Source organism: Mycobacterium sp. 360MFTsu5.1 (assembly GCF_000383495.1).
In the GTDB taxonomy this organism is placed as follows: domain Bacteria; phylum Actinomycetota; class Actinomycetes; order Mycobacteriales; family Mycobacteriaceae; genus Mycobacterium; species Mycobacterium mucogenicum_B.
The window spans coordinates 64,799-84,126 of sequence record NZ_KB911466.1; the positions used below are offsets into that span (position 1 = coordinate 64,799).

Annotated in this window: 20 protein-coding genes; 14 read left to right on the top strand and 6 right to left on the bottom strand. The window is 66.8% G+C overall.

Annotated features, from left to right (window positions below; genetic code table 11):
• Positions 1 to 5 precede the first annotated feature (5 nt).
• From H289_RS0112505 to H289_RS0112535, 6 genes are all read left to right on the top strand, one after another.
• The gene (locus tag H289_RS0112505; RefSeq protein ID WP_020101137.1) at positions 6 to 905 is read left to right on the top strand and encodes a DUF58 domain-containing protein; all 900 of its coding nucleotides are present in this window, start codon (positions 6 to 8) and stop codon (positions 903 to 905) included.
• Positions 895 to 1,368 (top strand): hypothetical protein, encoded by a 474-nt coding sequence (locus tag H289_RS0112510; RefSeq protein ID WP_020101138.1) that lies wholly within the window; start codon positions 895 to 897, stop codon positions 1,366 to 1,368. The genes H289_RS0112505 and H289_RS0112510 overlap by 11 nt, the downstream gene beginning before the upstream one ends.
• A complete protein-coding gene (locus H289_RS0112515) occupies positions 1,359 to 2,423 on the top strand; it encodes a hypothetical protein (protein WP_020101139.1) in 1,065 nt (354 codons plus the stop codon). The genes H289_RS0112510 and H289_RS0112515 overlap by 10 nt, the downstream gene beginning before the upstream one ends.
• Positions 2,420 to 3,466 carry a vWA domain-containing protein gene (locus H289_RS0112520; RefSeq protein ID WP_020101140.1) on the top strand — a complete coding sequence of 349 codons (1,047 nt, stop codon included), beginning with the start codon at positions 2,420 to 2,422 and terminating at the stop codon, positions 3,464 to 3,466. The genes H289_RS0112515 and H289_RS0112520 overlap by 4 nt, the downstream gene beginning before the upstream one ends.
• On the top strand, positions 3,463 to 4,476 hold the full coding sequence (locus H289_RS0112525; RefSeq protein WP_036420484.1) for a tetratricopeptide repeat protein: 1,014 nt from the start codon (positions 3,463 to 3,465) through the stop codon (positions 4,474 to 4,476). The genes H289_RS0112520 and H289_RS0112525 overlap by 4 nt, the downstream gene beginning before the upstream one ends.
• A gap of 206 nt (positions 4,477 to 4,682) precedes the next feature.
• Positions 4,683 to 6,095, top strand: a complete 1,413-nt coding sequence (locus H289_RS0112535; protein WP_029105150.1) for a hypothetical protein — start codon at positions 4,683 to 4,685, stop codon at positions 6,093 to 6,095.
• A gap of 65 nt (positions 6,096 to 6,160) precedes the next feature.
• Here the strand turns inward: H289_RS0112535 and H289_RS0112540 are convergent, their stop codons facing one another.
• The 3 genes from H289_RS0112540 to H289_RS0112550 all read right to left on the bottom strand — a co-directional run bounded on the left by H289_RS0112540 (position 6,161) and on the right by H289_RS0112550 (position 9,165).
• A complete protein-coding gene (locus H289_RS0112540; protein ID WP_020101142.1) occupies positions 6,161 to 6,991 on the bottom strand; it encodes an endonuclease domain-containing protein in 831 nt (276 codons plus the stop codon).
• 62 nt (positions 6,992 to 7,053) lie between these two features.
• Entirely contained in the window at positions 7,054 to 7,404 is a 351-nt protein-coding gene (locus H289_RS0112545) for a pyridoxamine 5'-phosphate oxidase family protein (protein ID WP_020101143.1), read from the bottom strand.
• Positions 7,405 to 7,428: 24 nt separating this feature from the next.
• Positions 7,429 to 9,165: an N-acyl-D-amino-acid deacylase family protein gene (locus tag H289_RS0112550; protein WP_020101144.1), complete on the bottom strand. Its 1,737-nt coding sequence runs from the start codon at positions 9,163 to 9,165 to the stop codon at positions 7,429 to 7,431.
• 133 nt (positions 9,166 to 9,298) lie between these two features.
• Between H289_RS0112550 and H289_RS30425 the strand changes: the two genes are divergently transcribed.
• The 7 genes from H289_RS30425 (at position 9,299) to H289_RS0112585 (ending at position 14,937) form a co-directional block, all read left to right on the top strand.
• Positions 9,299 to 9,904: a hypothetical protein gene (locus H289_RS30425; RefSeq protein WP_020101145.1), complete on the top strand. Its 606-nt coding sequence runs from the start codon at positions 9,299 to 9,301 to the stop codon at positions 9,902 to 9,904.
• A gap of 81 nt (positions 9,905 to 9,985) precedes the next feature.
• A complete protein-coding gene (locus H289_RS0112560; protein ID WP_020101146.1) occupies positions 9,986 to 10,369 on the top strand; it encodes a VOC family protein in 384 nt (127 codons plus the stop codon).
• Between the two features lie 26 nt (positions 10,370 to 10,395).
• The gene (locus H289_RS0112565; protein WP_020101147.1) at positions 10,396 to 10,929 is read left to right on the top strand and encodes a mycothiol transferase; all 534 of its coding nucleotides are present in this window, start codon (positions 10,396 to 10,398) and stop codon (positions 10,927 to 10,929) included.
• Positions 10,926 to 11,498: a phosphatase PAP2 family protein gene (locus H289_RS30430; protein WP_020101148.1), complete on the top strand. Its 573-nt coding sequence runs from the start codon at positions 10,926 to 10,928 to the stop codon at positions 11,496 to 11,498. The genes H289_RS0112565 and H289_RS30430 overlap by 4 nt, the downstream gene beginning before the upstream one ends.
• 81 nt (positions 11,499 to 11,579) lie before the next feature.
• A complete protein-coding gene (locus H289_RS0112575) occupies positions 11,580 to 13,097 on the top strand; it encodes an aldehyde dehydrogenase family protein (RefSeq protein WP_020101149.1) in 1,518 nt (505 codons plus the stop codon).
• 61 nt (positions 13,098 to 13,158) lie between these two features.
• Positions 13,159 to 14,025, top strand: a complete 867-nt coding sequence (gene ppk2 / locus H289_RS0112580) for a polyphosphate kinase 2 (protein WP_020101150.1) — start codon at positions 13,159 to 13,161, stop codon at positions 14,023 to 14,025.
• A 27-nt stretch (positions 14,026 to 14,052) separates the two neighbouring features.
• The gene (locus tag H289_RS0112585) at positions 14,053 to 14,937 is read left to right on the top strand and encodes a hypothetical protein (RefSeq protein ID WP_020101151.1); all 885 of its coding nucleotides are present in this window, start codon (positions 14,053 to 14,055) and stop codon (positions 14,935 to 14,937) included.
• Between the two features lie 51 nt (positions 14,938 to 14,988).
• Here the strand turns inward: H289_RS0112585 and H289_RS0112590 are convergent, their stop codons facing one another.
• Positions 14,989 to 17,037: a prolyl oligopeptidase family serine peptidase gene (locus H289_RS0112590; protein WP_020101152.1), complete on the bottom strand. Its 2,049-nt coding sequence runs from the start codon at positions 17,035 to 17,037 to the stop codon at positions 14,989 to 14,991.
• A gap of 35 nt (positions 17,038 to 17,072) precedes the next feature.
• Between H289_RS0112590 and H289_RS0112595 the strand changes: the two genes are divergently transcribed.
• Positions 17,073 to 17,561, top strand: a complete 489-nt coding sequence (locus H289_RS0112595; RefSeq protein ID WP_020101153.1) for a DUF779 domain-containing protein — start codon at positions 17,073 to 17,075, stop codon at positions 17,559 to 17,561.
• Here H289_RS0112595 and H289_RS33405 read toward each other — a convergent pair.
• Positions 17,546 to 18,430: a cyclopropane mycolic acid synthase family methyltransferase gene (locus H289_RS33405; RefSeq protein ID WP_020101154.1), complete on the bottom strand. Its 885-nt coding sequence runs from the start codon at positions 18,428 to 18,430 to the stop codon at positions 17,546 to 17,548. The two genes, H289_RS0112595 and H289_RS33405, sit on opposite strands and share 16 nt — an antisense overlap.
• A gap of 6 nt (positions 18,431 to 18,436) precedes the next feature.
• Complete coding sequence (locus H289_RS33410) at positions 18,437 to 19,300, bottom strand: cyclopropane mycolic acid synthase family methyltransferase (protein WP_020101155.1); 864 nt, start codon at positions 19,298 to 19,300, stop codon at positions 18,437 to 18,439.
• Between the last annotated feature and the right edge of the window lie 28 nt (positions 19,301 to 19,328).

The following is a 19,328-nucleotide window of genomic DNA, read 5'->3' on the forward strand; positions in this document are numbered from 1 at the left end:
CCACGATGGGCGTTCTACTGCAGGAGGTCAAGGCGCAGACCCTGGCCGGCAATCGGCTCTCGGGTCCGAACGGGGTGTCCCGTGGGCTGCTCGAAGGCGAGCACCGCTCGATGTTCCAGGGACGCAGTCTCGAGTTCGACGATCTGCGCCCGTATGTCCCGGGCGACGATGTCCGCGACATCGACTGGAAGGCGTCGGCGCGCTCGCCCGAGGTGCTGGTCAAGCGCTTCGTCTCGTACCGGCAACAGCGCATCCTGATGGTCACCGATCTGGGCCGGAACATGTTGGCGCTGGCGGCCGGTGGTGAGGTCAAACAGCGGGTGGTGCTCAATGCCGTTGGCCTGGTTGGGCTCATCGCCATCAGCAAGGGCGACGAGATGGGTCTGGTCTACGGCGATGCGACGGGCTCGGCGCACATGCCCAACCGGCGCGGCGAGGCGCACCTCGAGCACATCTTGGAACGCGTCAACCGCCATGACGTCGCCGGCAGCGGCCGCAGCGACCTCTGCACGCAACTGGAGTACGTGCTGCACCACTTCCGGCGCAGGCACATCGTTTTCGTGATTTCCGACGAACCCGATGTCAGCGCCGCGTTGGACGAGCAGTTCCGCAAGGTGTCCGCGCGTCACGACGTCTACTGGGTGACGGTGCGCGACGCCCCGTTGATCGGAGTGCCGGGACTGGGCGGCGAGGGCTACGACGTCGACAGCGGCAGAACCCTGCTGCGTGAAGAGATTCTGGGGCATCGGGTGCTGGAGGCGTACCGGCGGGCCGAGGCCCAGCGTGAGGCGGCGTTCGAGCAGTACGTCAACAGCTCCGCGATTCCGTGTGCCCGGGTCTCCGGCAGCGGTGAGTTGTTCAACGCCGTCACCCTGATGTTGAAGAAGGCCGGCCGTGGCAAATGACTTTCTGAAATGGATTGTGGCGCCGCTGCCGTACTCGGTGTTCTGGCTGGTGTTCGGCGTCCTGCTGGTCCTCGGGGTGATCGGCTGGTTCGCCGGTGTCGTGGTGTGGACGCTTCCCGTCGAACGTCTGCGCACCATCCCGGTGATCCGCGACATCAGCGCCCGCGTACTGCAGCGCAAGTTCGGTGCCGCGGTCGGGAAGGTGGCCGAACGGCACCGGACCGGTGAGCTGAGCAGCCGCCAGGCGTACGCCGAAATGAGCCGGATACTGCGGAATTTCGTGTTTTACCGCACGGGCGTGCGGGCGCAGTACATGACGTTGGGTGAGGTGGAGCGCGGGCCCGCGGCTGCGGCCGCGCCCATCGTGAAGGCCCTGTACACCCGGCAATTCGACGTTGCCGAGAATCCCGATGTCGCTGCCGCGGCAGCGCAGGTGCGGAGTGCGATCCGGTCATGGAGCTGAGATGGTGGTGGGTCGTCGTCGTGGGACTGACGGCCTTGGGTGTCATTGTGGCCGTCGCATTCCTCTGGCCCCTGCGGCAGCAGCAGCGACGGTTGCGTCCGCTGGCGTGGGTCGGTCGGTTGACTCAGTTGCCCGAATACGCGCGCGCCTATCGCCGGTACCGAATCATGTTGGCGGCCATCGCCGCAACGACGGTCGCGGTGTCGCTGTGCGCGATCATCGCCACCGCACGGCCCGTGAGCGCGCAAGCGACCGCCGCGGAGATCAACCGGGCTCACCCGGAGGACATCATGCTGTGCACGGAGGACGATCCGGCCGCCCATGACGCCTCCGTCGTCCTGTCGTATTTCCGTGACCAGGCAGCCAAGTTCGAGACGCAGCGTCTCGGACTGACGTCCCGCACCCTGCGGGTGATCCCGCTGACCCGGGACTATTCATATCTCCAGGAGCAACTGGGTCGCTATGCGAACCTGGAGCGGCTGAAGTCCGAAAAGACACCCTCGCCGGAGGACGTCGCCACGCTGCAGCGTGCGCAACACGAGTTCGGCCGGGCCGTCGACTATTCCGATTACAAGCTGACGGTCAACGACGCTCTTGCCTTGTGCATGAAGGGTTTTCCCGGCGTGGGCAAGACCTCGGATGCCCGTCGTTCGGTCATCTACCTGGGCCCCGCCGGTGGTTCCACGGCGCCCATCTACTCCGACGCCGCGCTGCGGGCGCTGGCCAGGTCCTCGGGTATTCAGCTGAACGTGCTGACCCCGACGACGCGTGATGCCGCCGGCACCCTCAGTGGCATCGCCGAGACCACCGGCGGTCGGTTCATCAGCTATGTCGCGGCAGATCCCAAGGGTGGCAACAGCGGAACGCAACAGGACGCGATGGACGCGGCACTGCGCAGCCATCTGGACGACATCCGCGCCCACCCGCCCGGGCTCACCCGTTCCGACGGAACGATTCTCGTCGAGCAGGTGCGCGACCGGCCGAACACGGTGCTGGCCGTGGCGCTGGTTCTGGTGATCGTCTTCTCGATCAGCCTGGCGGGGGTGCGTCGATGACGTTCGAACCCGTGGTGGCGTGGTGGGTCTTCCTGTTGCTGGCCGGCCTCACCCTGATCCTGCGCATGTTCACCCTCTACCGGGTGCTGGTGGTCGTCGGGAAAGGTAGCCAGCGCAAGGTGGTGCTGCGCTGGAGCTTGTTGACCCTGGTGATCGTCTGCCTGTTCGCGGCGGCCGCGCGGCCGGGAATCGAAGGGGACAAGCATGTTTCGGACCAGTCCGTCGCGGCGGCTGCATCAGGCCGCAACGTCAACGTGTTCTTCGTCGTCGATCGCTCGCTCAACTCCAAGGCCGAGGACTACGGGAACAACCAGTTCCGGATGGCCGGGATTCGGGCCGACATGCAGTCGATAGTCGACCAGTACCCGTCGGGGCGGTTCTCCATCACCTCGTTCGCGACGAAAGCCCGCGTCGACTGGCCGTTGTCGGACGACGTCTGGAGTCTGCGGGCACTGCTCAAGGGTTATTCGGCGTACCAGTCGGACTTCGATTCGGTGTACCAGGTTGATGTCGGCGCGGCCGACGAGCAGCTCAAGCGCCAGCTGGAACTCGCGCAGCGGCAGTACCCGGGTTCGAGCAACGTGGTCTTCTATCTCGGTGAGGGCGCAGGTGTTTCGAAGCGATCGGCGACGAAGTTCGACATCCCCGCGGGGCTGATCTCCGGCGGCGCGGTGCTCGGCTACGGCACGACCGGCGGTGGCCGGGTCGCCAGCAGAATGGCGCCGAACGGTGAGATGTCCTACTTCCCGGACGCCGGTGGCGGACAGTTCCTCTCGGTGTTGGACGAGGCGTCCTTGAAGACCGTCGCCGGCCAGCTCAAGCTGCCGTACTACCACCGTGCGCCGGGTGATTCGACGGCGACCATCATCCCCGCGCTCGATGCGAAGGCGTCCGCGGAGCGGCAACAGGTTTCGCTGCCGGGCGAGCGCACCGAGTTCTATTGGATTTTCACGGCCATCGCGATGCTGTTGATGGGCTATGAACTCTTCGCGATGGCGCGTGAGTACCGGGTCTCGCGCATGACGAAGGTGCGGGGCGAATGACGCGGATATCGGCGGTATGGCGGACGGTGGTCGCGGCGGTCGCCCGGTTCTTTTCGTCCGGCCCGCATCGGAAGGTGTTGCGGCGCAGGCTACTGGTGATCTCGGTGCTACCGGCCCTGCTGGTGTTGGGGATCGCCGCCAAGTTGGTCACGATGGTGGTCTACGGGCAGTCCGCGCGGTCGGACTACGTCGCGTACAACTCCTACGGCATGGCCGGCGACGTGCGGAAGCTCAAGTCCTTCAACGTCATCGACTCCTACAAGGCCTATTTCGCCGAGGGCGACCGCTACCTGCTGGAAGGCAAACTGACAGACGCGGAGGCCGAGTTCAAGAAGTCGCTGGAACTGGTCGACCAGGAAGATTCGTGCCCGGTGCGCATCAACCTCGAGGTGGTGCTGGAGGCCCGGGGCGACGTGAAGAACGCGGAGAAGCACCGCGACCAGGCGAAGCCGCTGTGGCAAGAGGCGCTGACGATCGTGCAGCAGGCGCCCGCCGGCTGTTTCGACAACTCGACCGAGCCCGATGAGGAGCAGCGCAAGCACCGCAACGAGACGGCGAAGCGGTTGCAGGACAAGCTGAAAGATCCGGAGCCGAAGTCGTCGGACGGCCAGGGCGGCGGCCAGGGTGGCCAGGGTGGCAGAGGCGGTCAGGACGGCTCGGGTCAGGGCGGTGGCCCGTCCGGCCAGGGTGAGCAGCCGCCGAATCAGGGCGGTCAACCGCAGAGTCCCGAGAATCAGCCGCCGAGTCCGGGCAGTCCGCCGCCGAGCCCAGGGGAGCAGGGGCAGTCGGGTGGCGCGGGCGGTCAGAGCCCGGCTCAGGGCGGTGCCGACGGACAGGCGCCTGCCGGCGGACCCACGACGCAGACGCCGGACACCGTCGGCGCAGACCGGGTGGCGACCGAATCCGGTGGCGTGGCGACGCATGAGCTACATCCGAATCAGGGAGATCCGGGTGACGTGCTCAAGAGGCTGCTGGAGGATTCCGGCGCCACCGGCATCGATCGTGAGTGATCTGCCTCGAGCCTGACCTGGCGGCGAAAAGCCGGTCGGAAAATCACCCTGCGGTCAGGCTCGTGCCCGCTGAACAGGCCACGTGGATGCTGGGAATCTGCTAAAAATTGACATTGAAGTCAATATCAGTCCTTCGTGGCGCTGCATTGTCTCGTTGCCCGCCACGTCACCGAGGGGGCGGTTTCATGAATGCTTCTGTTCGACTCATGCCGACGAAGTTGGCAGCTGCCGCCCTGGCGGCCGGCGTGGTCGCGGCCGGCGCATCGATCGGCGCGGCGGAGCGCGCGGTACCGACCATCGAGGCCAACGTCGTGCCCACGTCGCTGATTACCGACGCGCTGGCCGGGGCAGGCTGGATCGTCGACGGACTCGCGGCAAGCGTTGCCATTCCGATCGAAGCGGTGGTCTCGCTGCCGTTCGACGCGCTCACCGCCATCGCCATCTCGGTACAGCACCCCGCCTACGCCCCGTCGGTGTTGAGCTGGCTGGTCAACCGGTATGCGAACCCGGCCGAGTCTTACCCGCATTACACGTTCCCGTGGGACTTCAAGGCCAACGCGATCGGCAACATCGCACTCGGGCTGCCGTACCCGATCGGCCCGAGCACCACCCAGCTGGGCCTGATCAACAGCATTGCCGACGGCATCGCCAACGTCATCGGCGCCGCTCTCGGCGGGCTGCCCGATCCGTCGACCGGCGTCGCCGCGTCCGACGCCTTCTGGACCACCACACCCGGGCGCATCGTGAGTTCGTTGAACAACGTTCCGCTGGCTCCGGTGTGGGCGGCCTGGGACGTGGTCGACTACGTCGGCTTCCTGCCGTACAACGTGGCGGCGACCATCGAGTCGGCCATCAAGTCCCCGCAGGACATCCCCGGCCTGGTGAGCAATCTGGTCTACGGACTGCTCGGTTCCGACACCGAGGGTGGACTGGCCGGCTACCTGATCCACGATCTCACCTACCCGCTGACCACGCTCCCGGGACCTGTCGGCCAGTTCGCGACGGGCGTGGTCGCGAACCTCCAGCAGGGGCTCGACAATCTGCTGGCGAACCTCCCGGCGCCGATACCGCCGGCGCTGGCGAGCACCGCAGCCGCGAAAACGGCAGTGACCGGGTTGGCGCCGACTGCCGCGGTTCAGGGTGTGGCGGCCGGTGACATCCCGGCGGTCGACGGGCTGAGCGCGAACACGGTGACGCTTACGGTGGCGGACACCCCGAAGCCTGCTGACACCCCGAAGGTTCCGGACACGCCGAAGACCCTGGACACCCCCAAGGCGCTGGACACCTCGAAAGCCTCAGAGACCCCGGATATCTCGAAGACGCCGGAATCGCCGACGGCCTCGACCGACCAGGAGGCCCCCAAGGCTCAGGACACTCCGACGGCTCCCGATGCCTCGAAGGCTCCGGAGACCAAGCCGGACGCGCAGGCCAGCGTCACCGGCAAGCCGGACAAGAAGGCCGGAAAGGTCAAGTCGGGCAACAAGGTTCGGCCGGGCACCAAGTCCGCCCCGACCGGCGCGGCCACAGGCAACGTCGACAAGTCAACGGCTACCGGCGGATCCGACACGCCTGCCGGCGGCGCCCACGAGGGTTCGACCGGCTCGGACGCAGCTGCCTGATCGCAATGGCTGACACAACGTTCGGCTGAGGCGGTTGTTGAGGCTATATACGGTTATCGACACGCTCAGGCGCACGTTGTGATCGCGCCGAGGTGTCCATTCCGCCGGATGATCTCCAGAATGTCCGATTCCACCCTGTCCCAGCGGTAAACGACATCCTCATAGGTCAGCCGAATCACCAGATATCCCATGCTCGTCGCTACTCTGTCCCGCGTCCGGTCGGCCTGATACCTGGGTAGGTGATGTTCGCGGCTGTCGGCTTCGATGATCAGTCTGTCGCCGACGAGAATGTCGACTCGTCCGACTCCAGGGATGTCCACTTGAGTGCGCAGGTGAATTCGTAGTGCCCGCAGTCGCAACCGGATCATGGTCTCCGTGCCGGACTCGCTCTCCGGGTCACACCGCTCGGCCAGGTGCCGCCGGGCGAAAGGCGACGCAGCGACAATGTCTCGCGCATCGGCCATCTGGATCATGCGCTTGTTCAGCATCGAGTCCAGGACGACGACCAGCCCTTCGGCATCCAGGCAATTCGCTGCTGATGCGACGGCAACCTCAACCGGATCGATGGCGCCGGCAACAGGTGGATCAAGGCGGTATGGGTGGCAGGACCGGCCGCCCGGGAGCGACCGGCGCGCCCGCGTCGCATACCGGATGTGCAAATCGGAATCGGGAACCCACACCCGGAAGCGGCGGAGCACTGAGACGCAACCCAGGACACCACCGGCCGTGACGGCGCGCACTACGTGCGGATCGGCCGACGGGCTGGCGTACCAACCGCGCCGCAACGACAGCCACCCTTGTTTCTTGATCTGCTGATACGACCAGCCCGCCGCGCGCAGTTGCACTGCGGACGCCACCCCGCCGTTGGCAGCAAGCAGTTGTTCGATTTCCCCCATCGCTCAATAGCAGCCGAAAGCGGCATGCAGCGATAGCCCACCGGCGCCAGCCTGTGGATAACTCAGGTCTCCTTGAGTGACACGCAGTCGTGAACGCCTTCGGGGCTGCGATGCAGCACCGCGCGGGTGGGCACCACGCGCAGGCCGGTGTCGGTGGCTTCGGCGGTCCCGTCGACGATCAGCGAGTAGCCGGTGGGTTCTTTCGGCGGCCACAGCACCGTCACGGCCGGGTGGGCGCCGATATTGCGCTGGGTGGTGTTTCCGACGGGCTCGATCGTCACCGCGCCGCCGTCGAACGCCGGGACGACGGCCACCGTGTGCGGACGGAAATCGTCACCGACGGTGATCAGAAAGCCCACTGGGAAGTCGGCCAGGGTGTCGCCGAGTTTTTCCAGATCCACCTTCACGCTCATGAGGTCAGGATAGGTCGGCGCCGCTCACGCCGGTGCGGGTTGCCGGCCGCGCACCAGCCGTCCCGGCCGGGCCGCCGTGGGTACCCCGTTCTCCGCGATGATCTCGCCGGACACGATCGTCGCGACGTAGCCGTCGGCCGTCTGGTCCAGGCGGCGCCCGCCGGCGGGCAGGTCGTGTTCGATGGTCGGCTTGTGCAGTGTCAGCGCGTCCTGGTCGATCACGTTGAGATCGGCCTTGTAGCCCACCGCGATTCGGCCGCGGTCGTTCAGGCCGGCAACGCGCGCCGGTACCGACGTCAGCTCCTTCACTGCGTGCGCCAGGTCCAGCCGGCCGGCGGCGCGGTCGCGCACCCAGTGCGTCAGCAGGTACGTGGGAAATGATGCGTCGCAGATCATTCCGTAGTGCGCGCCACCGTCGCCGAGGCCGAGGATGACGTCGTCGCGCTGGATCAGTTCGGCGACGGTGTCGAGGGAACCGTCACGGAAGTTGGCGAGGGTGACCAGCAGCATGGCGTGACCGTCGTCGTCGAGGACGCGGTCGTAGGCCTCCTCGAGCGGACTGATGCCGCGGGCGGCGGCCCGGGCGGCGATCGAATCCGACGGTGCGGGTTCGTAATTCGGGGGAGTGCCGAGGGGGAACATGTAGTCCCATGCCTGCACCGCGAACATGAGTGGGTGGCCGTCGGCGGCTGCCGTGTCGTTCAGGATGCGTTGGCGGACTTCGGTTTTGCGCATCTCGGCGACGCGCTCGGGCAGCGGTAGGTCGGCGATCTCGCGGTACGACGGATACAGCACGAACGGATTGCCGGACAGCTCCAGGCCGATGACGAGGCCGATGGGCCGCGGGAAAATCTGCGCCGAGATCGAACCGCCATCGCTGTTGGCCTTCTCGACCATCCGTAACGCGTCCTCGAATGTGGCCGGTCCGGCATTGCCGACGGCCAGGGTGAACGTGACGGGCAGGCCGACGTCGGCCGCGACGTCGAACACGGTCTTCAGCGCGACCTCGTAGTCGCCGGCCAGCAGGTCGGGCACGAACTGGATCAGTCCGCCGCCACCGTCCTCGACGCCGCGGGCGATGGCCTCGATCTCGACCTGTGCGGCGTCGTGGCTCGGAATGGGCTGCCCGCCAGAGGTCTTGTGCAGCGTCAGCCGCGACGACGCGAAGCCCAGCGCGCCGCACTCCACGGCTTCGGCCGCGAGCTTGCGCATCAGCGCCAGGTCCTCGGGCGTGGCCGGTTCACGGTCGACGCCGCGCCGGCCCATGACGTACACCCGCAGCGGCGAATGGGGGAGGAACGCGGCCACATCGATATCCCGTTGTCGCGCCGCCACGGCGTCCAGGAATTCGGGGAAGGTCTCCCAGGTCCAGGGCAGTCCGTCGACCATGACGACACCGGGGATGTCCTCGACGCCGGCCATCACGTCGACGAGTACGTCGTGGTCGTCCGGGCGACAGGGCGCGAAGCCGACACCGCAGTTGCCCATGACGGCGGTCGTTACGCCGTGAGCGGAAGACGGGGTCATTCGGTCGGACCAGATGGCCTGTCCGTCGTAGTGGGTGTGCAGGTCCACGAAGCCCGGGGTGACGAGCAGGCCGGTGGCGTCGATCTCGCGGGCGCCGTTCCCGTCGATGGTGCCGACCGCCGCGATGAAACCGTCCTGAACTGCGACATCGCCCCGAAAGGGGGTGCCGCCCAACCCGTCGGCGATGAGTCCGTTGCGAATGACGATGTCGTAGGCGACGCCCGCTGCGTTCATGTGAACAACGTACGACTCAGGCCGTCATCAGATCTGTGAGTTGGCTTTGAGTTGAAGTTAGAACGGCTAGGCATTGCAAAACCGATGTATCGTGATAGGTACAAGATGCATCGAATCAACGAAAGGAATTGCGATGTTCTCAGCTGGTTTCGGCCCCGGTTTCGGTGGGGGCTTCGGCCCCGGATTCGGGGGCTTCGGTCCGGGCGCGGGTGGTCCCGGCGGCCCGGGCTTCGGTGGCGGATTCGGCGGCGGCTTCGGTCCGGCTGCCGGGCACCACTTCTTCAAGGGTCGTCTCAAGCGTGCCGCGATTGCCGCGGCCGCGCTACTACAGGAAGGCCCGGCCACCGCCGAGCAGCTCTCGCAGCGGGTTTCGGAGATCACCGACGGTGCGTTCACGCCGCCGGTCGACAAGGTGGAGTTCGTCATCTCGCTGCTCGCGGCCCGCGGCGTGGCCACGGTCGAGGACGGCGTCGCGACGCTGACCGAGTTCGGTGAGCAGCTGCTCGCCTGGCGCGGTGTCAACAGCGAGACGGTGCAGGCGTTCCTCGGGCAGGCGGGGAAGTTCGGCGATGTCATCAAGCTGCGCAAGGATTTGTTCGAGCTCGCCGGCCTGGCGCGCACGATCAAGTTCACCGGCAATGACGCGCAGAAGGCTGACCTGAAGACGGCGGTCACCACACTGTCCGCCGCGGTCGCCGAGGCCAAGAAGACGCTGTACCGGACCCTGGCCGACAACTGACGGATAGCAACTATCGGAGCGGCGGATACATCCCGGGTTCGTCGCTCCGATGTTGTCGGTGCCCCGTGGCACGATCGGGGCATGATCGACCACTTCGGTATCAACTGCAGTGACTGGGCCAAGTCCCAGCAGTTCTACGACACCGTTCTCGGTGTCCTCGGGTTCAGCCGGCAGCTGGATTTCGGCATCGCCATCGGTTACGGCCGCGACGGCAAGCCGGACTTCTGGATCGCCGATGCCAGCGCTGGCGAGGCCTCGGGCCCGAACCGCGAGGTGCACTTCGCATTCCAGGCCGCGGACACCGATGCGGTCACCGCGTTCCACGACGCCGCGGTAAAGGTCGGTGCCGAGTCCCTGCACGCGCCCCGGCTGTGGCCCGAATACCACCCCGGCTACTTCGGAGCCTTCGTCCGCGACCCCGACGGCAACAACGTCGAGGCGGTCTTCCATGGCGCGGCCGGGTAGCGGTGAGCTCCGGTAGCGTCGGCGACATGTCTGACACCGCTGCGGCGCGGGAACTGTTGCGCGACTCGTTCACTCGGCTCATCGAGCACGTCGACGAGGTCACCGACGGCCTGACCGAAGAGGTGTCGCTCTGGCGGCCGACGCCGGAGGCCAACAGCATCGCGTGGCTGCTGTGGCACAGCGCGCGGTGTCAGGACATGCAACTGTGCGATGTCGCGGGCATCGAGCAGGTCTGGACCAGTGAAGGCTGGGAGCAGCGGTTCGCGCTCGACCTGCCGAAGAGCGACGCGCCCGGCTACGACATCGGGTACGGCCACACCGCCGAGGACGTCGGCAAGGTGCGGCCGCCGGTCGAGCTTCTGGTCGGCTACTACCGCGCCGTGCACAAGGTCACGCTCGAGTACGTCGCGACCGTGACGCCCGAGGAACTCGAGCGGATCGTCGACCGACGCTGGAATCCGCCGGTCACCGCGAGCGTGCGACTCGTCAGCATCGTCGACGACTGCGCGCAGCACCTCGGGCAGGCCGCGTACGTGCGGGGCATCGCCGCGCACAGATGACGGCTGAGAAGTTCGTCCGCTGGTGGCCGCCGGTCGGACTGGTGATGATGGCCCTGCTGGGGTGGGTTGTCGGTAAGACCTCGACGCCGGTCGACGACGTTTTCCAGCGCGCGGGCCGGGCCGGTCAGCCGTACTCGGGTTGGCTGCTTTTCTTCACCGATCCACGCGTGCTCATGGTGATGCTGGTGATCGCGGTGGGAATCGCGTTGTGGCACAAGCGCTGGCGCCTCGCGGCGGTCATCGCGTTGACGCCCCAGCTGGCGGTGTTCATCGAGCGCGGACTGAAAGAGCTGTTCGGCCGTCACAAGGGCGGGGCGCTGGCGTATCCGAGTGGGCACACCGTGCTGGCGGTGACGGTGCTGGGCGTGATCGTCGTGGCAGCCGGGGCGGTGCTGTGGTCACGCGTGCTGGCCGGCGTCTTCGTTCCGTTGGGCATGCTCGGGCAGGCCTTCACGTACCACTACTTCACGGACACCGTCGGTGCCTTGCTGTTCGGGTCCAGTCTGGTCTGCCTGGCGACCCGATTGGTCACCGACGGCCCGGCGGAAAGCCCTGGCGTCATCCTCTAGCGCCAGGCGCGGTACGCCTCAGTTTTGACACGCGTCAAGCCGGGTGCGACCCGCGTCACACCCGGTCGTTACGATGGCGGTATGACCGCTACGTCTGACGTCCGTTCGCCCGGCTCCGGCACCATTTACGACCCCGCCACAGGTGCCATCGCAGGAACCGTGAGCTGGACGGACCCGGCCGACGTCCCTCGCATCGCCGCCGGCCTGCGCGCCGCGCAGCGCGAATGGGAAGCCCGCGGGCCGCAGGGCCGGGCGAAGGTGCTGGCTCGTTTCGCGGTGTGGTTGAACGACCACCGCGACGAGGTCGAGGCCCTGCTGATCCGCGAGACCGGCAAGTCGATGGTCGACGCCAAGGCCGAGATCCCGCTGGCGATCCTGATCATCTCGTACGTGGTGAAGACCATGGAGAAGGCGCTGGCGCCCGACACCCGCCCCGCGCCCTTGCCCATGCTGTCGGTCAAGAAGATCACCGTGCACTACCGCCCGCGTGCGGTCGTCGGCATCATCGCGCCCTGGAACTACCCGGTGGCCAACGCGTTGATGGACGCCATCGGGGCACTCGCGGCCGGTTGTGCGGTCCTGCTCAAGCCGTCCGAGCGGACCCCGCTGACCGCCGAGCTGCTGCTGCGCGGCTGGACCGACTCCGGCGCCCCCGAGGTGCTGGCCCTGGCGCAGGGCGCCCGCGAGGTGTCCGAGGCCGTCATCGACAACTCCGACTTCATCCAGTTCACCGGCTCGACGGCCACGGGCAGCAAGGTCATGGAGCGCGCGGCGCGCCGCCTCACCCCGGTCAGTCTCGAACTCGGCGGCAAGGACCCGATGATCGTCCTCGAGGATGCCGACGTGGAGCTGGCCGCCAACGCCGCGGTCTGGGGCGCGATGTTCAACGCGGGGCAGACGTGTGTGTCCGTCGAGCGTGTCTACGTGCTGGAACCGGCCTACGACGCGTTCGTCGAAGCCGTCGTCAAGGCGGTGCAGAACCTCAAGGTGGGCGCCGGTGAGGGCTACCACCTCGGCGCGCAGATCGACGCCAGTCAGGTGGACATCACCGAGCGGCACGTCAACGAGGCCGTGGCGGCCGGCGCCCGCGCGCTGACCGGCGGCAAGCGCCCCGACGGCCCGGGCAGCTTCTACCCGCCGACGGTGCTGGTCGACGTCGACCACTCGATGGCGTGCATGACGGAGGAGACGTTCGGCCCGACCCTCCCGATCATGAAGGTCGCGACCGTCGGCGAGGCGGTCCGTCTGGCCAACGACAGCCCCTATGGCCTGAGCGCGACCGTGTTCTCGGGCGACGTGCAGCGGGCCAAGGATGTGGCTCTGCAGCTCGACTGCGGCGCGGTGAACATCAACGACGTGCTGGCCAACCTGATGTGCACCACCGCGCCGATGGGCGGCTGGAAGACGTCGGGCATCGGCGCGCGGTTCGGCGGCGCCGACGGCATCCGCAAGTTCTGCCGCCAGGAGACGGTCGTCGAGCCGCGCACGAGCAAGGGCACGGGCGGCAACTACTACCACAACTCGATGAAGGCCCTGGCCCGCATGAACAACGTCCTCACCAAGGTGTCGTTGATCCGGCCCAAGCGCACCGCCAAGTAGCACCACCAGTTGTTCACCAAGGCGTCACCGGCAGGTTCGGCCTGCCAGCTAGTTTCGGCCGGTGACCCTCGACGCTTCTGCTGCTGAGACCTACACCGTCCGCGATGATGACGACGACGACCCCGAACTGGTGCTGCTGCCCAGCGGGGAAGTCGTCGACACCTGGCGCGAGGGGTACCCGTACGACGAGCGCATGAAGCGTGACGAGTACGAAGAGCAGAAGCGTCTGCTGCAGATCGAGCTGCTGAAGCTGCAGAAGTGGAGCCAGACCAACGGGCTGCGGCACGTCATCGTCTTCGAGGGCCGTGACGCCGCCGGTAAGGGCGGCACCATCAAGCGGTTCATGGAGCACCTCAACCCGCGCGGGGCCCGCGTCGTCGCGCTGGAGAAGCCGACCGAGCGGGAACGCACCCAGTGGTACTTCCAGCGGTACGTCACGCACCTGCCGGCCGCCGGCGAGATCGTGCTGTTCGACCGCTCCTGGTACAACCGGGCCGGCGTCGAGCGCGTGATGGGCTACTGTACGCCCAAGCAGCACGCCGAATTCGTCCGTCAGGCACCGCTTTTCGAACAGATGCTGGCCAACGACGGCATCAGCCTCACCAAGCTGTGGTTCTCGGTGACGCAGGCCGAGCAGCGCACCCGCTTCACGATCCGTCAGGTCGACCCGGTGCGGCAGTGGAAACTCTCGCCGACGGATCTGGCCTCGCTGGACAAGTGGGATGCCTACACCGCGGCTAAGGAAGAGATGTTCGCGTGGACGGACACCGAGGTTGCGCCGTGGACCGTGGTGAAGAGCAACGACAAGAAGCGCGCCCGGATCAACGCCATGCGGCATGTTCTCGGTAAGTTCGATTACGACAACAAGGACCATGAGGTGGTCGGACACGCCGATCCGCTGATCGTGGGACGGGCGCTGTCCGACTGAGCAGCGCCCACCAACGTAGGAGGGCGCTTGCGATTCGTCGCGACACTGCTGTTGTGGCTGGTCACCACCGTCGCTGTGGCGGTGGCTGTGCCGGTCTGCTGGGCGCAGCACACACTTGTCGACCGGGGCGGCTACGTCGCGCTGGCCACCACGGCAGCCAAGAACCATGAGCTGCAGAAGGCCACGGCCAGCGAGCTGGGCATCCAGGTCAACCGGCTGGCCACCAGCGCGGGCTACGACCTGAGTACCAGCACCGTGTCGAGTGCCGCCGGTATCTACACGTCCAGCTCGGCGTTCCCGGGGCAGTTCGGCGCCGCGAACGGCTACGCGCACGATTGGCTGTTCACCGACACCATGGCCCACTCGGACTCATCTGGCCGCTGGACCATCGACCTGTCGCCGATGTTGTCGGACCGATCGTTCAAGGCGACGCTGTCGGCGTTCGGCATCCGTGTCCCGTCGAAGATCGAAGTACCGATCACCGACTCGGCCCAGTCGTTGCGGCCCGGCCAGTTCCGCGCGGCGACGACGTGGGGACCGTGGGCGCGCATCGGCATCTGCGTACTGACGGGCGTGTTCGCCCTGCTCACTCTGGCGGTGACCCGGTCCCGCGGGAAAACCGTTGCCGCCCTCGGTATCTCGACCATGATCGTCGGCGCCGCCGGCTGGGCCGGCATCGAGGCGGGTCGGCGCTACATCAACGACGGGCTGAACCGCACCACCGGCAACGTCCGCCAGGTGGCCGACGTCATGGTCGACACGGCGATCGCCAACGCCCACCAGTGGCTCAACATCACGCTCGCTATCGGCGGCGGACTCGTGGTGCTGGGCGTGCTCTTCACGCTGCTGGGCAACCTGGGTCGACGGGTGGTCCGCAAGCCCAGGCCGGTGGCCGCTCCGGCCGCCTCCTGACCGGGATTTGTGCACGAAAATCCGCGGCCGGCGCGGAAAATCGTGCACAAATCACGAGCCGACGGTGCGCTCCAGGAACGAGTAGACCAGCGCGGCCTTGAACGCGGCCTGCGAATTGTCCGCGGCCCCGCCGTGTCCGCCCTCGATGTTCTCGTAGTAGTGGACGCGGTGGCCGACGGCTTCGAGGGCCGCCGTCATCTTCCGCGCATGGCCGGGGTGTACCCGGTCGTCGCGCGTCGACGTGGTCATCAGCAGCGCCGGGTACTTCCGGTCGGCCGAGATGTTCTGGTACGGCGAGTACTTCGAGATGAACTCCCAGTCATCGGGGTTGTCGGGGTCGCCGTACTCGGCCACCCACGACGCGCCGGCGAGCAGCAGGTGATACCGCTTCATGTCGAGCAACGGCACGCTGCACACCAACGCGCCGAACAACTCCGGATACCGCGTGAGCATGACGCCCATGAGCAGACCGCCGTTGCTGCCGCCCTCGGCGGCGAGTTGTTCGACGGTGGTGATGCCGCGGCGCACCAGATCGGCTGCGACGGCGGCGAAGTCCTCATAGACGAGGTGACGGCCCTCGCGCATGGCCTGGGTGTGCCAGCGCGGCCCGTACTCGCCGCCGCCGCGGACGTTGGCCTCGACGTAGGTGCCGCCCTTGGTCAGCCACAACCGGCCGAGCACCCCGGCGTAGCCGGGCAGCAGCGACGACTCGAAGCCGCCGTACCCGCTCAGCAGCGTCTTGCGCGGCTCGGTCACACCGCGTTGTCCCACAACGAAATACGGGATGCGCGTACCGTCGGCGGATGTCGCGAAATGCTGCGACACCTCGACCTCGGAGGCGTCGAAGAATCCCGGTGCGCGCTTGATCTCGGTGACCTCACCACCGGCGTGACCCCAGAGCAGACGCGACGGGCTGTCGAATCCGCTTGAGTCCAGGAAGATTTCGTCGCCGTACTCGTCGACGTCGACGATGACCGTGGTGGCGTGCTTCGGCACGCCGGGGATGTCCTCGCGCTCCCACGTGCCGGGGGTGACGAGCTCGATGTGGCCGATGACGTCCACCAGCGTCTGCAGCAGCAGCCGGTCGCGGGTCCACGCGAAGTTCTGCATGCTGCTGTGGTCGTCGGGCTCGAAAACCACGCTCAGATCCCGGTTTCCGGCGAGGTAGTCGTCGTAGCGCGTGGCCAATAGCGTTCCCGCCGCGTACGTCGTCTCGCCGACGGTCCATTCGGCGCGCGGCCGGATCAGGAGCCATTCGCGGTGAATGGAGATCGCGGCGTCGGTGGGGACGTCGATGCGGACCAACTCGTCGCCGCGGACCTCGTAGCGTTCGCGGTTGAAGAAGTCGGTGGACTGCGACACCAGCAACCGCTCGAAACCCGGTGTGCTGTCGTAGCCGGCGCCGACGCTGACATCGGACGCCGCGCCCTCGAAGATCGTCACGGCCTCCGACACCGGCTGCCCGCGGTGCCACCGCTTGACGATGCGGGGGTACCCCGACTCGGTCATGGCGCCCGGCCCGAAATCGGTGCCCACCAACACCGTGTCGGGGGTCTCCCAGGAGACGCTGGACTTGGCTTCCGGCAGGTTGAACCCGTCCTCGACGAACTGCCTTGTCTCCATGTCGAACTCGCGCACGACGGTGGCGTCGGCCCCGCCACGCGACAACGCGATCAGCGCGAGGTTCAGGCCCGGCTCGATGACGTCGGCGCCGGCCCAGACCCAGTTCTCGTCCTCGTCGGCCGCGAGCTTGTCCAGGTCGATCAGCACGTCCCACTCGGGGGCGTCGGTGCGGTAGCTGTCCAGCGTGGTGCGCCGCCACAGCCCGCGCGGGTTCTCCGCGTCGCGCCAGTAGTTGTAGAGGAACTCGCCGCGCCGGCGGACGTACGGGATGCGGGCGTCGGTGTCCATCACATCGAGGGCGTCGGCGCGCATCTGCTCGAAGCGCTCGCCGCCGAATTCGGCGATCGTCGGCTCGTTGTGCGCGCGCACCCAGGCGAGGGCGTCGTCACCGGTGACGTCCTCGAGCCAGAGGTAGGGATCTTCTCCTGGGGCGAGCGGAGCGACGGGATCTTCCGGGGCGACGGATTCAGAACTCACCTGGTCATTTTTACTCCCCGGCGTAGGGTGGCCGTATGCCATCTCGGGCACTGATCACCGCCGAAGCCGCCGAACTGCTGCGCAAGCTGCAGAACCAGCACGGCCCCTTGATGTTTCACCAGTCGGGCGGATGCTGCGACGGCTCGTCGCCGATGTGTTACCCCGACGGCGACTTCATCGTCGGGGACCGGGACGTGCTGCTGGCGGTGCTCGACGTCGGCCCCGACGGCGTCCCGGTGTGGATCTCCGGGCCGCAGTTCGAGGCCTGGCAGCACACCCAGCTCATCATCGATGTGGTCGCGGGCCGGGGCAGCGGGTTCAGCCTGGAGGCGCCCGAAGGCAAGCGCTTCCTGTCGCGCGGCCGGGTGTTCACCGACGCGGAGAACACCGAGCTCAATGCGCAACCGCCCGTCACCGGCGCACAGTTCGCGCAGGGCGTCCGGCCGGTACGGGACGGGACGTTGATCGTCGAGCACGCCGAGGAGGCGTGCCCGGTGCCCGCTGCGCGTCAGGGTTTGACGTAGGTCACCAGATTGACGTCGAGCATCTCGTCGCTGAAGTAGTGCAGGCAACCGCGCAGGTATCGCATGTAGCGCTGGTACACCTCCTCTGAGGTGATGGCCAGGGCCTGCTCGCGGTGCGCCTGCAACGTGTCGGCCCAGATGCCGAGCGTCTGGATGTAATGCGGGCGCAGCGACAGGCATTCGGTCACCTCGAATCCGGCTTTCCTGCCGTGCTCGACCATCATGTCGGCGGTCGGGATCCGTCCACCCGGAAAGATCTCGGTGACCATGAATTTGATGAAGCGCGCGGTTTCGAACGTCAGCGCCTTGCCCCGGCGATTCAGATCGTAGGGGTGGTATCCGGTGCTGCTCTGGATCACCATCCGGCCGCCTGAGGGCAGGATGTCGAAGCAGTTCTTGAAGAAGTCGTCGTAGCGGTCGAACCCGAAGTGCTCGAAGGCCTCGATGGACACGATCCGGTCCACCGGGCGGTGGAACTGCTCCCAGCCGTGCAGTTGCAGCTCCCGGGTACGCGTCGAGTCGATGCCGTCGAGCAGGCGCTTGGTGTACGCGAACTGATTCTTGGACAACGTCAGGCCGATGACGTTGACGTCGTACTTCTCGACGGCGCGGCGCACGGTCGCGCCCCAGCCGCAGCCGATGTCCAGCAGCGTCATGCCCGGTTGCAGGTCGAGCTTGCCGAGATTCAGATCGATCTTCGCCATCTGCGCGTCTTCGAGGCTCAGACCCGGCGGCTCGAAATACGCGCAGCTGTAGGTGCGGCTGGGGTCCTGGAACAGGCCGAAGAAGTCGTCGGAGATGTCGTAGTGCGCCTGGATGTCGTCGAAGTGCGGCTGCAATTGCGTTGCGGAGGGCGTGGTTTCGTTCATCGTGACCTACTTCTGCAAGGTGAACTGGACGACGTCGGCCTGCTTGTTGCGAAACAGCTCCGCACAACCGGTCAGGTACCTCTGATAGCGGTCGTAGATCTCCCGGGACTGGATTCTGATGGCCTCGTCCCGATGCGCCGCCAAGTTCTGCGCCCAGATGTCGAGGGTCGTGGCGTAGTGCGGCTGCAGCGAGTGCTTCCGGGTGACGGTGTATCCGGCCGCGGTCGCGAGCTCCTCCACCACGGAGATGATCGGCAGCCGGCCGCCCGGGAAGATGTCCGTCAGCAGGAACTTGATGAAGCGGGCGAATTCGAAGGTCAGTGGGATGCCGAGTTCCTTGGCGTCCCGGAAGTCGAAACCGCAGATGGTGTGCAGCAGCATCACGCCGTCGGGTGGCATGGCCGCATACGTCCGCCGGAAGAACTCCGGATAGCGGTCGGGTCCGAAATGCTCGAAGGCGCCGATCGACACGATCCGGTCGACGGGTTCGTCGAACTGTTCCCAGCCCTGCAGCCGGACCTCGCGGCTGCGTGGGGTGTTCATCCGGTCGAAGGTGCGCTGGACATGGGCCGCCTGGTTCCTCGACAGTGTCAGGCCGACCACATCGACGTCGTACCGTTCGACGGCGCGCAGCATCGTCGAGCCCCATCCGCAGCCGATGTCCAGCAACTTCATGCCCGGCAGCAGTCCGAGCTTGCTCAGCGCCAGGTCGATCTTCGCCAGCTGGGCTTCCTGCAGCGTCATGTCGTCGCGCACGAAGTAGGCGCAGCTGTAGGTCTGCGTCGGATCGAGGAACAGCCGGAAGAACTCGTCGGACAGGTCGTAGTGTGCCTGCACATCATCGAAGTGCGGCATCAGCGAATTGGACATGGGGCGGCGACCCTTTCTGGCGAAGGTC

Bases quoted from the DNA above. Each gene is read 5' to 3' on its own strand.
- H289_RS33405 (WP_020101154.1), bottom strand. From the start codon at position 18,430: ATGAACGAAACCACGCCCTCCGCAACGCAATTGCAGCCGCACTTCGAC.
- H289_RS0112595 (WP_020101153.1), top strand. From the start codon at position 17,073: ATGCCATCTCGGGCACTGATCACCGCCGAAGCCGCCGAACTGCTGCGC.
- H289_RS0112550 (WP_020101144.1), bottom strand. From the start codon at position 9,165: ATGAACGCAGCGGGCGTCGCCTACGACATCGTCATTCGCAACGGACTC.
- H289_RS30430 (WP_020101148.1), top strand. From the start codon at position 10,926: ATGACGGCTGAGAAGTTCGTCCGCTGGTGGCCGCCGGTCGGACTGGTG.
- H289_RS0112565 (WP_020101147.1), top strand. From the start codon at position 10,396: ATGTCTGACACCGCTGCGGCGCGGGAACTGTTGCGCGACTCGTTCACT.
- H289_RS0112560 (WP_020101146.1), top strand. From the start codon at position 9,986: ATGATCGACCACTTCGGTATCAACTGCAGTGACTGGGCCAAGTCCCAG.
- H289_RS0112515 (WP_020101139.1), top strand. From the start codon at position 1,359: ATGGAGCTGAGATGGTGGTGGGTCGTCGTCGTGGGACTGACGGCCTTG.
- H289_RS0112575 (WP_020101149.1), top strand. From the start codon at position 11,580: ATGACCGCTACGTCTGACGTCCGTTCGCCCGGCTCCGGCACCATTTAC.
- H289_RS0112525 (WP_036420484.1), top strand. From the start codon at position 3,463: ATGACGCGGATATCGGCGGTATGGCGGACGGTGGTCGCGGCGGTCGCC.
- H289_RS0112535 (WP_029105150.1), top strand. From the start codon at position 4,683: ATGCCGACGAAGTTGGCAGCTGCCGCCCTGGCGGCCGGCGTGGTCGCG.
- H289_RS0112505 (WP_020101137.1), top strand. From the start codon at position 6: ATGGGCGTTCTACTGCAGGAGGTCAAGGCGCAGACCCTGGCCGGCAAT.
- H289_RS0112520 (WP_020101140.1), top strand. From the start codon at position 2,420: ATGACGTTCGAACCCGTGGTGGCGTGGTGGGTCTTCCTGTTGCTGGCC.
- H289_RS30425 (WP_020101145.1), top strand. From the start codon at position 9,299: ATGTTCTCAGCTGGTTTCGGCCCCGGTTTCGGTGGGGGCTTCGGCCCC.
- H289_RS0112545 (WP_020101143.1), bottom strand. From the start codon at position 7,404: ATGAGCGTGAAGGTGGATCTGGAAAAACTCGGCGACACCCTGGCCGAC.
- H289_RS33410 (WP_020101155.1), bottom strand. From the start codon at position 19,300: ATGTCCAATTCGCTGATGCCGCACTTCGATGATGTGCAGGCACACTAC.
- H289_RS0112540 (WP_020101142.1), bottom strand. From the start codon at position 6,991: ATGGGGGAAATCGAACAACTGCTTGCTGCCAACGGCGGGGTGGCGTCC.